This window comes from Propionigenium maris DSM 9537 (genome assembly GCF_027925155.1).
Lineage (GTDB): Bacteria > Fusobacteriota > Fusobacteriia > Fusobacteriales > Fusobacteriaceae > Propionigenium > Propionigenium maris.
In genome coordinates this window covers 226,383-238,769 of record NZ_BSDY01000001.1, presented here as the reverse complement: position 1 = coordinate 238,769, position 12,387 = coordinate 226,383, and the positions used below count along the sequence as shown (strand labels likewise).

Annotated in this window: 10 protein-coding genes; 3 read left to right on the top strand and 7 right to left on the bottom strand. The window is 37.6% G+C overall.

What is annotated here, in order from left to right; genetic code table 11:
- Positions 1–927 precede the first annotated feature (927 nt).
- Positions 928–2,265 (top strand): recombinase family protein, encoded by a 1,338-nt coding sequence (locus QMG11_RS01190; RefSeq protein ID WP_281832667.1) that lies wholly within the window; start codon positions 928–930, stop codon positions 2,263–2,265.
- 127 nt (positions 2,266–2,392) lie between these two features.
- Here the strand turns inward: QMG11_RS01190 and QMG11_RS01185 are convergent, their stop codons facing one another.
- The gene (locus QMG11_RS01185) at positions 2,393–3,265 is read right to left on the bottom strand and encodes a hypothetical protein (protein ID WP_281832664.1); all 873 of its coding nucleotides are present in this window, start codon (positions 3,263–3,265) and stop codon (positions 2,393–2,395) included.
- 279 nt (positions 3,266–3,544) lie between these two features.
- Positions 3,545–4,927 carry a TldD/PmbA family protein gene (locus QMG11_RS01180; RefSeq protein ID WP_281832661.1) on the bottom strand — a complete coding sequence of 461 codons (1,383 nt, stop codon included), beginning with the start codon at positions 4,925–4,927 and terminating at the stop codon, positions 3,545–3,547.
- A gap of 284 nt (positions 4,928–5,211) precedes the next feature.
- On the opposite strand from QMG11_RS01180, the gene QMG11_RS01175 reads away from it, so the two are divergent.
- Entirely contained in the window at positions 5,212–6,222 is a 1,011-nt protein-coding gene (locus QMG11_RS01175) for a hypothetical protein (protein WP_281832659.1), read from the top strand.
- A 1,200-nt stretch (positions 6,223–7,422) separates the two neighbouring features.
- Here QMG11_RS01175 and QMG11_RS01170 read toward each other — a convergent pair.
- The 5 genes from QMG11_RS01170 to QMG11_RS01150 all read right to left on the bottom strand — a co-directional run bounded on the left by QMG11_RS01170 (position 7,423) and on the right by QMG11_RS01150 (position 11,655).
- The gene (locus tag QMG11_RS01170; RefSeq protein WP_281832658.1) at positions 7,423–9,030 is read right to left on the bottom strand and encodes an ABC-F family ATP-binding cassette domain-containing protein; all 1,608 of its coding nucleotides are present in this window, start codon (positions 9,028–9,030) and stop codon (positions 7,423–7,425) included.
- Between the two features lie 121 nt (positions 9,031–9,151).
- The gene (locus tag QMG11_RS01165; RefSeq protein WP_281832655.1) at positions 9,152–10,336 is read right to left on the bottom strand and encodes a hypothetical protein; all 1,185 of its coding nucleotides are present in this window, start codon (positions 10,334–10,336) and stop codon (positions 9,152–9,154) included.
- 212 nt (positions 10,337–10,548) lie between these two features.
- On the bottom strand, positions 10,549–10,716 hold the full coding sequence (locus QMG11_RS01160) for a hypothetical protein (protein ID WP_281832652.1): 168 nt from the start codon (positions 10,714–10,716) through the stop codon (positions 10,549–10,551).
- Between the two features lie 271 nt (positions 10,717–10,987).
- On the bottom strand, positions 10,988–11,182 hold the full coding sequence (locus tag QMG11_RS01155) for a hypothetical protein (protein ID WP_281832647.1): 195 nt from the start codon (positions 11,180–11,182) through the stop codon (positions 10,988–10,990).
- On the bottom strand, positions 11,179–11,655 hold the full coding sequence (locus QMG11_RS01150; protein WP_281832643.1) for a cyclic nucleotide-binding domain-containing protein: 477 nt from the start codon (positions 11,653–11,655) through the stop codon (positions 11,179–11,181). Before QMG11_RS01150 ends, QMG11_RS01155 begins: the two co-directional genes overlap by 4 nt.
- A 237-nt stretch (positions 11,656–11,892) precedes the next feature.
- On the opposite strand from QMG11_RS01150, the gene QMG11_RS01145 reads away from it, so the two are divergent.
- On the top strand, positions 11,893–12,129 hold the full coding sequence (locus tag QMG11_RS01145; RefSeq protein ID WP_281832639.1) for a hypothetical protein: 237 nt from the start codon (positions 11,893–11,895) through the stop codon (positions 12,127–12,129).
- Positions 12,130–12,387: the final 258 nt, after the last annotated feature.

Here is a 12,387-nt window from a genome sequence, read left to right as displayed (position 1 = left end):
AGATTATTTTTATTCGGAACAAATTAAGATGTAGTTTTTGTTAAAAAAATAAAGCGTATAATTTTTTTAAAATAACCTCTTCTTAAGAAAAAAATTAATATTTAATTTAGTATGAAATAGATGCTTTATCTCTTTTAATAGTCACCATAACTCCTTCCTTATTTCGATTGAAAAACTTAAAAAAAGCTTTCTTGATTCCTTTTACTTCTTCAACCTCTACTTGATGGAAGTAATAATTTTTTATAGGGTTTAAACGTAAATAATTTTTTACTTCGGAAAAGAAATTCCTAATTTCTTCTCCTGATTTTTTTGAGGTATTTTGACTTTTTAATAGATATCCTTCTCTTAATGCTATGCCTTTAATTTCGTCATCATATTTTGTAATAATATAGTAACTGTAAATTTTTCTCCCTCCCTCAATTTTATACTTATAATGTTGTTTATAACTCTATATCTTAAAGTAACATTTTTAATTATAAATAATGTCCCATTTTGTACAAAATAACATGAATAATTAATAAATAAAAATAAATGAATTAATCAAAGAATAAAACAAATAGATAATTTGGATTAATGAATTCATCTATTGTTCTCCAAAAAACAAAAAGTCCTACGGGGTGAATGGTAACCGTAAACCTTTTCATTTTAAGGGTATTGGTGTTGTTACATTTCAATTATCTATTTTTATTCTTTTTTAAAGTGTTCAATTTATATAAAATAATGTTTTTTAAAATACAAATTAAGAGATAAGCTTTAAATTAAAGTGTTAAAAACCTAAATATAAATTTAAAATAACGAGAACAAATAGATAATTTATTCAATCGGAGGTAGAAACAATGAAAATCATCACTAAAACTATCAAGAATAAAGATGCTAAAGAAAGAAACTTAAAGGTACTGGAAAAATATCTAGAAAATGAGGAATAGTATGAAGAAAGTTGTCATATATCTAAGAGTCTCCGACCAGATGCAGGAGGAGAAAGACTCTCTTACTAAGCAAGAACAGCAAGCTATAGATTATTGTAAATTCAAGAACTATAACATTTATAAGATCATTAAGGAGGTGGGGTCTGGAAGGAAAGATGATAGAGAGGGATTTATAGAATTGGAAAACGAAATAAAGAAAAACACCTTTGATGTTCTCATATTCTATGAGCTTTCAAGACTGGCAAGAAATACCTATGTACTACATAAGCTTATCCATAATATGAGACAGAAAAAGATACAGTTTGAGAGTATCACAGAATCTTATCTGAATAGTGATAGTCCAACATCAAAACTCATGCTATCGGTCCTAGCTTCTCAGGCAGAGATCGAATCAGACATGATATCCAAACGGGTAAAAAATAGGATGCGACACTATACTGCAGAAGGTTATTGGGTTTTCCAACCTCCCAGGGGCTACAGGTTAGAAAATAAGATCCTTTATATCATTGAAGAGGAAGCTGAGATGGTTAGAGATATCTACAGGGACTTTCTGGCTGGAGCATCCTATGCTGAGCTATGTAGAAACTATAACACTTCCAATCCAGGTATAAAAAGGATCTTAACAAATGTAGCCTATATTGGTAAAACAAAATTTGGTTTTGAGGGGAAAGATAAAGATACTGGAAAGAGAGTTCAGAACCTCCCAGGAGAAATCTTTGAAGGGAAACATGAACCAATAATAGATCTAGATATCTTCAATGCTGTCCAAGAAGTAATAAGGCACCATACTCTTAAAAATATGAGAATTACTAAAACAGAGTACCTACTTACCGGACTTATTAGACATAATAACTGTACCCATAGAATGTATGGAAAGGTAAATAGGGCTGCCAACTATAAATATTACCAGTGCAGCTCGTGTGCTTTCTCCATGTCCCTTGAGAAGATAGAGAGCATTGTTATAGATAACCTCAAAGAGTACTCTAAGGGGCTAAAAACATTAAATAACAGTCGGGCTAAAAAGATGAATAGAACAAATAAGTTGGATAAGTACTTCAGTAAAAGAAAAAGAATAATAGAGGCATATACCGACGGCCACCTCCCCAGAGAGGAGTACTTAAATGCTGTACAGACTATCAATAAAAAGATCAAGGAGATAGAAGATACAGAGAAACAGCCTGAGAAGGTCGAAGTAAATACAAACTATGATAAATTGATAAAGATCGTTAAGAAGTTTGAGGAGTTGGGTCTCCAGGAGAAGAAGGCACTGCTGAAGATGTTTATAGATGAGGTTATCATAGTAGACAGGATGACAATAGAAGTAGTGTATAAAATATAATTTAGATTTCTGACTGAACCTTTATTATATTTAAAAATTACTTTATGTAGCTATAATTGCATTCTTAGCTATTAAGAAAAGGCTCTCTTGATTAAAAGAGCCTTTTCTTAATAAAGGTATTGTTTTTTTACTTTTCAAAGTCAGCTACTAGCATATCATAATATTTTCTTATACCATTTATGCTCTGTTTTTCATCCGTTATATCCTCTTTTACCATTATTTTATTTATAACTTCAATTAAATAAGGCAAATACCCTTTTATTTTATTTGGAAGCATCCCTCTTGCCTCTACTGTTAAATCATCTGAATGTCCTATTTCATTTCGTAAATAAGTAAACATATCTTCCATTTGAATTTTACCATTTTTATTTATTTTTCTACTTGGTTGAAAATCAATCTCTCGATAGAGATCTCTCTTTAAATATTCTTTATTTTTTTTTAAATACTTTACAACTTGCTGCTGAGATTTGGCTTCGATTATACATTTCATAAATTCATATAGAACCATATACCTTAATGTTTCATCTCGGTAGTCAACTATCCTAAATAATTCATTATATAGTCCTTTTGCTTTGGATATATTTGTCGAATGTGAAATGATATCTTTATAAAAATCTTTACTCTCCTTAATTTCAGTTAAACAATCTTTCATTTCACAAACATCCCTTAGATAAGTTCTATTCAATGTTTCATCTTTATAAGAAGAAAGATAACACCCTGGATTTTCAACTCTAATATTATTTTTAGTGAATAAATTAATACAAATTTCTTCTAAATAATCAGTTAAACTTTCAATATTATCTTTAACACTTATTCCATCACGGATTTCAAAACGTAAACTTTTTAATTTTTTTGTTCCTAATGAGCTCATAGAATTAGCTTTTTCTATGAAAATACTCTCAACTAATTCATGTTCAACTAAATATTTTTTGTTGTCTTTAAAATCCATCCCTTCTAAAAAAAAACCATGCATATCCCATTCTATATAACTTTTATTCATGAATCCCCCTTTTAAATAATCATAGTTTTGTCTTTTACTATTAGTCATACTTTAAATTACTAGTTAACATCTTTTCAGATAAAATTTTATCCTTTTTATCAAATCTTTTGTTCAGTATTGAATATAGCATAGAAAAAGACAAAATAAAATGTTTTATTTTGTCTTTTTTAAACGTAATTGATAATTTCTCTATTAATCAAACTTACCATATTTCATTTGTTGAAATTTTTTAAAGTAAAAGCTAGAGGAAACTCCTCTAGCTTTTTTAGTTATTATAAATTAGTTTCTTCCACCGATTGTCATTTGTCTAACTGTAATGGCTGGTTGCCCTACGTTGGCTGGTATAGATCCAGAAACACTTCCACACATCCCCTGACCATGATCCAGGTTGTCTCCCACCATAGAGATCTTCTTGATAGTCTCTGGACCGTTTCCTATAAGAGTAGCTCCCCTTACAGGTTCACAAATCTTACCATCCCTCACCATATATCCCTCCATTACAGAAAAGTTGAAGTCCCCGGTAGCAGGGTTAACGGAACCTCCACCCATATACTTGGCGTAGATCCCCTCCTTGGTAGCAGAGATCATCTCCTCCAGTTTGGACTCCCCTGCAGCGATAAAGGTATTGGTCATCCTGGAAGTAGGGGCGTACTTATAGGATTCCCTTCTGGCACTTCCTGTGGACTCCATGCCCATCCTTCTTCCGTTGAGCTTGTCTATCATATAGCCCTTTAGGATCCCCTTTTCGATGAGGACATTCCTTCTTGTGGGAGTTCCCTCATCATCTATATTCAGTGATCCCCATGCATTTGGAATGGTCCCGTCATCTATTGCCGTTACCAGCGGGTTAGCTACCTGCTCCTCTAACTTACCAGCAAATACCGAGTTCCCCTTGGCTACTGCAGTGGCCTCCAGACCATGTCCGCAGGCCTCGTGGAAGATCACTCCCCCAAACTCATTGTCTATAATCACAGGCATCTTACCACTCGGGGCATACTTTGCTCCCAGCATAGTCACAGCTATACGGGAAGCCTCCTTGGCATATCCCTCTACATCTATTCCGTCAAAGAACTCAAATCCCCTGTGAGCCCCCGGTCTGTATGATCCCGTCTGCATATCCGTTCCGCTGCTTGCAACAGATTCTATACCGAGCCTGGTCCTCACCCTCTGGTCCTCAGCCCATCTTCCCTCTGAGTTGGCCACAAGGATATTCTGGATAGAGTCGGAGTAGTTTATCCTTACCTGGGAGATCGCCTCATCGTAGCCTTTGGCAGCTGTGTGAGCCCTCCTCATGATCTCCACCTTACTCCCCTTATCCACACCGTCTGGCATGATAAGAATCTTGTTATTGTCCTCTATATCCTGCTTTATAAGGTTCAGGGTAATATCCCCCCTACTTCCCTTTATTGCTTCGCTGGCCTTTCTGGCTGTTGCCAGGAGACTCTCCCTTGCAACATCATTTGTATAGGCATACACGGAAAATAGTTCCTTAAAGATCCTTATCCCCACTCCATAGTCTCTTCCTGAAAGGGCTTTCTCCACCTTACCATCTATCATATGAAGCCCCAGGCCTCTCTTCTCCTCTACAAAGACCTCTGCAAAGTCTCCCCCTGTATTCAGGGCTGCATCCAATATATCTTCAACTAAATTTTTATCCAGCATGGTATCACCTCTTTTATATATGTTTAATAAGATAATAGCAGGTAGAAGGAGAAATTTCCAGTGTTAAGGGCTAATTTTATTCCCTCACATCTCCTCTTCTTGAAGTAGTAATCCCTCCCCCTCTTGTGAAACACTTTTTGTATAAAGACAGATAATCTTGAAAACTTCTAAAATAAATAGGGAAGATCACCTAAACTCAGTAGATTAATATTAGGGGGATATTTTAATGAATGAATTTTTATCGTTCTAGAGGACCTGATGTCAGGTGAAGTAGAGGAGGAACCGTGTATATTATACTGCTTATTATAACAATTGGATTTTTCATCTGCTTCAAAGAAGTTCCCGGAAGGGAAGATGTATCTTCAGATCTGGACCTGGATATAAGGATCCGGTTCCTTCTAAAGCAGTTTCAGGAAAAGGGACTCACCATCAAGGAAGAGTACAGCATGCCTCCTGAGATTAGCGGTGTAAGCCCTGAAAGTTTGGAATCCCTCCTAAGGAGCATACTAATCCATATGAAGCTGAGGGAAAACATCTTTCTGGTCTACCACGATAAGGAGGAGAAGGTCTTTAAAAATAGAGCAGGAAGCTATGAGCAGGCCTCCCTTGGCTACAGAGCCATCAACCTGGTTCTGGATCCCAAATACCTTTTAGAGGACTATGTATCCATTATAGCCCATGAGTGTGCCCACCACTTTATGCGGGAGAACAACTTCCGGGAGATGGAAGGTCTGGAAAATGAGAAAAACACCGATACCCTCACAGTACTTCTGGGGTTTGGTAGGTTCCTCAGGGCGACCCACACTAAAAGATTTTACTTTAGGGGCAGTAACATTACAGCAGATGGTCCCACAGACTACTACGATACCCTCAAACTAGGCTACCTCTCCCAAGAGGAGGTCGAATATGTCAGCAGGAGGCACCTGGACATCCTCAAAGCCGGAAGGGAGCAGAAGAGGTTGATGAGAGAGGCAGCAGAAAGAGAGGTATTTAAGCTTCAGATGCTGGAATACCAGCTAAAACAGTTAAAAATAATTTGGGAGAGAAACAGAAGGTCTATCGACAGAATATTGGGCGCCAAAGCTAGAGAAAAAAGGCTCCAGAGATGGGAGGTTGAAAGGTTATCCCAGTTGATATACAAGTATCACACCGTTACCAGCGACTTTATTGTTAATGAGTTGATCCACAGGTTAGAAAAGGGAAGGATGGATGACTACCTTATTAAGAGGATAGCCTATATTAATAAAACTTTGAAGGAGGACAGCCTCTTCCTAGAAGAGTACCTGAAGGAGTAGGGTCTATTAAAAATAATTTAACCCAAGTATTGATTTTTTAAAACTCTTGTAGTAATATTCTATCATAGCCATTTATCCTTATAATGTATATTCAACTGTAAACTCCCATCATCTGATGGGAGTTTTTTCTTTTTATAAAATTAAATTTTAAAAAAATTCAAAAGAAGTATTTACTTTTTCTAATTTATGTTGTACCATTTTATCAGCACAAAAGTTTACCATGTAAGGATTGTGCTCATAAGGGCTCCTGTCGCCGGCAGGGGCCCGGCCCCTTTTTTGATACTTTTCAGGAAATCTCCTGTATTTCGTGACAAACTCCTCTTGGATAAACTTCCTCCATAATTCTCCTCCCCTGCTATTGATTCCTAGAGAACTTCAAAGTATACTTTAATAACCTGATGAAAACTTTTCAGGTTAAACAACCGACTTACCTTTCCTTATTATTAAAAGAGACCTTCTTGACAGCGGGAGGTCTCTTTTAATTTTTTACACAATATATTCCAAGGAGCTTGCCTCTGTTTAAGGAATTCCATCTTTTTTTCTAAAATTAATCGTTTACTATTGATTTTTTTTAACTATGGAAGTATAATTCTATTGCTCTGTTAAAGGAATGGGGCTTGCAAATTTTACTTTTCCTTGAAAAAGGCTTCTCTGGGGACAGAAGCCTTTTTTCTTTTCCAATAAATATCAAAAAAAATTTTATATTATCTATATACTCTATTCGCGGTTCATAGTTCACTAAAAAGTAAATATGTGTACAAAATACTACCTCTCTATTCTAAAAACACAATATTTTTTAAATTTTTACTACACCTTTTAAAATTATTATTGATTTATACAAACTTTTTCAGTATAATAAGTTAAGCTATATTGAAGTTTGTATTTCCATATTGTACAAACTTCTCCCTTGAGAGGCTTCTATCCCCAATAGAAGCCTCTCCCCTTTTTTTGTAATCCATCTCTACTTTAATGAAAGAGTCCTCTATAATCCTATATTTACAACTATAATTTCATGTAAAATAAAAAGCAACGTGACGTTGCATCCTGATAATAAATTGAAGAACTAATTACTTCATGTAAAGCTCTTACAAACTCTATACTTTTCCTAACAATAAAAAACCCTCCAGGTTTAGAACCCCTAGCCCTGGAGGGTTTAACTACATTTTAATTTACCTTACTATATCTGTCTGCTTCTTTTAACTATCCAGTCTGCTTTAGTCTGAACCTGTTGTCCCTTATATCATATAAGGTAAAGTCTATCTTTCTCAGAAGAGCCTTGTCGTGGGTAACAAGCACCACTGCCCCTGGATAATCCATAAGCATCTTTGCTATGGTATCTCTGGAGTAGTCGTCCATATATGTAGACGGCTCATCTATTATAAGAAGGTGGGTATCAGCCAGGATATGGGTAAATATCTCCAGCCTCTTCTTCTCTCCCCCTGAAAGCATGAAGATCTTCTTCGTTCTAAACTCCTCCTCATAGTTATAGAGGGAGTCTATAGCTGCCTCTGTGAACTCCTCATTCAGCCCCGTCTTATCCATGATATAGTCCTTGATAAACATCTTATCATCCTCAAACACCGTTTCCTGCTCGATATATGCTACCTTGGCTCTCTCATTTCTGAAGACCTCCCCGCTTGTGGGCTCCTCCATACCTGCCAATATCTTAAGAAGAGTGGATTTACCGGCTCCATTCTTCCCCACTACAACCATCTTGGTATCCCCCAGTATATCCAGGGATGCTTCCTTAAAGAGGAACTTCTCTGGATACTCCTTGGTGATATTGGATATACTCACTATCTCATCAGCTATCTCATTCTTATAGTTGAAGAAATCCTTAGGAGCTGCAAGATACTCATACTTATACTCCTTGGAGAACTCAACCTTGTCCTTCTCCAGCTTCTCCAGCTCCCTCTCCATCCTTCTGAGCATAACAGCGTGGGCATGCTTATTGTCCACCCTCTCTATAAGCTTCATCTTCTTTTCCACTCTGGCCATAGTTTCCTCTATTACCAGGTCGGTCTTCAGATTATGCTTCTTGTCCTCCTTGATTCTGGATTTTTTCTCCTTTAGGAAGCTGCTGTAGTCACAATCATAAGGGGTAACTGTAAAGTTATCCACATCAAATACTCTGGTAGCAAAACTTCTGATGAAGTCTACGTTATGGGATATTACCATAAAGGCTTTAGGACTGTTATTTATATAGTCTGTAAGCCACTTTGTCTTCTTTATATCGAAGAATGACAGGGGTTCATCTAAGATAATAAGATCAGAGTTGCTGAAAAGGGTGGTCGCAAGCCTTATATACTGCTTTTCCCCTCCGCTTAGCTCTCTGAACTTCCTCTGAAGCTTATCTCCCAGTCCGAAGACCTCGATAAACTCCTCCTTAATATGCATGTAGGAGTATCCCCCTAAGCTCTCAAATCTGTCATTGGCCTCTGAATACCTCTCCATAAGGGCATCCATATCGGCATCTGTATCTGTAAACTTAGCGGATACCTCATCCAGCTCCTGCTGGGCTGCTATTACCTCTTCAAAGGGAAGGTTCAGCAGAACCTCTACGATCATATCCAGATCTATCCTGCTAAACTGATCGAAGCAGGCTATCCTTGCCTCCTCCTCTACAACTACTCTTCCCTTATCTGGGTAGATCTCCTCTGTTATTAGTTTAATCAGGGTAGATTTACCGCTCCCGTTGTTACCTCTAAGGGCTATTTTATCTCCAGAGTTTACCTCTAACTCTACATTCTCATATAATCTCTGTGTAAAAAACTTTTTTGAGACATTTTGAAATTCTAAAATATTCATACTTTGCTCTCCTGTTCAACTTAATCCAAATGATATTATACCACAAAACTATCATTTTTAGTCCCATAAATTTAAAGAGAGCAGTAAAAACCTTATATAAACATGTTATTAAACCTCTTTCCTACCCCTTTAGACCAGCCAGGAGCTTTTTTAGCAGTTCACCTATTCCCTTCTCGTCTATCTCCCTTAAAATCCTCTCAAGGGTATCCTCCTCCCTCAGGACATAACGTTCCTTGTAGATCTTCATAGCCTTTTCCAGATCCTCTCTACAACTGCCCCAGTATCTGAAGGTATCCATCCTTTTTATGAGGTCCAGGAGGATCTCAGGGTTACTTACATAGTGTTCAAAGGAGTGGAGTCTCTCGGTGATCTCCATAACCTCCATATCCTCTATAGCTCTTCCACCCAGAACCTCCCCTGTGAGGTGGACAGACCTGTTTCCTCCAGCTGTGTAGGAGCTCCTTTCCCACCTTTCAGGGGCAAACTCCATCCCATCCAGAGTAAGGATATCCCCTCTGTGTCCATAGGTAGAGTATCTCTCACACCCTACCCCAGCCCTAGAGGGCAGGTCGTTATATCTGGGATTGTCCCTGGAGAGGTTCAGCCCCTCCCCCACCATGAGGTGGGATATATTGGATATCTGAACCAGGGAGTTCACCACGGGATATCTGTTCCTCTCCTTGGATCTCGAGTGGGTAATCCTGTAGTACTCCTCTGTGAGGTCGGAAGCTATTCCTGTGCCCATGCCGTGGCCTATGAGGGAAACATTTATACCCTTCCAGTGTTTTTCATAGTTTTTGGATATCTCTGAAACAATAAGGTCCAGAGCCCTGTGAACTACCAGATCCCTCACCTCTGGAAGAAACTTGTAGAGAAGAGTATCTGCCAGGTGGCTCCAGAAGAACTCCTTAAATTCTGGATGGGAGTCTATGTAGCTCCCCATCTCAGAGAGGATCTCGATTCTCTCAGGATTACCTCCAAGGGAGGAGAGCTCCGATAGCTCCCCCCTTCTCCATGTTTCTGAGATACCTTCAAATATCCTATCGTGGGGCACCAGGTAGAAACACCTTTCCGGTTTCTCCTTCATCTTCTCCTCATAAACTTTTCTCGCACTCTCATCCAGGAGGGTAAGATCCAAGGAAGCCTCTCTTAACTTCCTCTCTTCATCTATATACTTTATCTCCCCCACTGGAAAATCAAACCCATATCTTGCAGACCACTTTATATAGGGAATTATATAGTTTTCTATCATCCTGTTCTTACTCTGTTTTCCTTCACTGGGAAAGATAAATATAAGCTCTCTCATCTCTTCCTCCTTTTTATTTTTATAGAATATATTTCTGTATTCTATTTTCTTTTTTTATTATTATTTCTTTTAAAAAAATTTTATATTTAACAAATTATAGGACTTTTAAAAAGTGTTAAAATTTTTAAAAGTACTTTGATTGATTTTTTAAGTTTATAAGTTATGGATAAACCTATCAAAAAAGCAGCCTCAGGGCTGCTTTTAATAAATCTCTATCTCATTGTTCCATCTAAGATGATTACTCTATCCCTCCTATTTCTCTCCCTGTAGGATACCAGAGCTTCATAGCATAAAAATCCTCTGTAGGACACTATTCCATTTTCATGTATGATCATAGTCTGCAGAATATCATTCACTTTCTTCATCATCTTTAGCATCATATTAATCCCCCCTTTTAACAAATGCCAACGATAAAAATCCCCTTCCACTGGATCTTTAGGTGAAATTTTTTATGCAACTATCTTACTTAATTTTAACTGTCCCTCCTCTGAAAATCAAGAAAACCATTTATTAAATATACTTAAAATTGCATTAATATTTATTCTGTGTATGGTTCTGGGGGTGATTTTATAAACTATAACAACAAAATGGCTGCCTATGTGGCAGCCATTTAAAAAAATTGTTCCTGACAACGATTCCCTTAAGAAGTCCTTACCTGGGCAGTTTCAGCCTGCACCTTTCCCTGTACATCTGAAAGTAGTAGTCACAGAAGTAATCCACAAAAAGCTGGGAATCCCACCTCATATGATCCCCATACCATGTCTCCTCTACCCTCTTTAGAACTTCTGCCTCCCTCTCAGTTGGTTCCCTCCCAAAGGTCTCTTTAAACTTCTCTTCAGGCGTCATAGGTGATCCTCCTCCTCTAACAGGATGAAGTCATGGATTATCTCTCCCATGCCGCTCACAGCTCTGGCAAGATCCCTGGCTACATTCAGAATCAGCTTTCCAAATAGTTTTGGATTTTCCTCTGATAGAAGGTAGAAGGTCATCTTGGGGATCACAGCCACAACTACATCTGTATCAGCTGTGGCTGTAACAACCTGCTTCTGTATCCCTATGGGAGCTGCTACACCGAAAACCGTTCCAGGTCCAAACTTAGCCACCCTTCTATCTGAAACAGTAAGCTTTATATCCCCCTCTAGAAGAAGGTAGGAATCCCCTGGAGAGCCTCCCTCCTCATAAATATTTTCACCGGCGCTATAACTTTTCTCCTTGAGAGTTTTGGCAAAGGCATCTATCTCCTCTGAATCCACCCCTCCAAAGAGAGAGGTCTTTGGCAAAAGCTCCGTTATCTTATCTCTTAATCCCATATCATCCATATCTATCCCCCCTTATGCTTAAATTATTTCTGTTTTTATTGATATTTCCTTTTATGGAAATGTCTATTTACCACCTTCCCTCTTCCCTACCGAAACTTAATTTTACAATGATGAAAAATGATATTCAGTTCCCATAAATTCTGGAAGTTTTATAAAGGAATCCCCCATTACTTCGAGTAAAGGTAGTTAAGAATCTTTTTTACTACAGAATAATTCTATGAATGAAAGGAGAGAACGATGCCTAAAAATAATGACATCCCTAAAGTTGACATGGTAGACCCCAATAAGAAGAACTCCCCTATAGTAGTGGACACCGAGTGGGCCAAGAAAAAGGTAGAGGGTCCAAAACTCACCTGCTGGTACAACAATGCCCAGTTTAAAGAGGGAACCAGGATATGTGCTCCGGGAGGTGCTCTAAAGTGTTCACAAGGAGCATGGATTATCGATGGGGACTGCCCTAAGGAGGATGAATAGTTCAATAACAGGGATAACTATCTAAGATTAATCCAAATTCTAGCCCTTCTGGCTGTTGTGAGTCTCTCAACACCTTGAAGGGTTTTTAATATGTTTCCAATTAAGATGACTGTGATCAACTGCACTTTCTCCTCCCATAAATTCTTACCTGAATAGCTACCTAATCCATCCATTCTTTTTTTCTTATAAGTGACTTAGTCACTTGTTGGATGTTATTTAAGATGATATATTAACTCTGTTGATGATTATTATCTATAC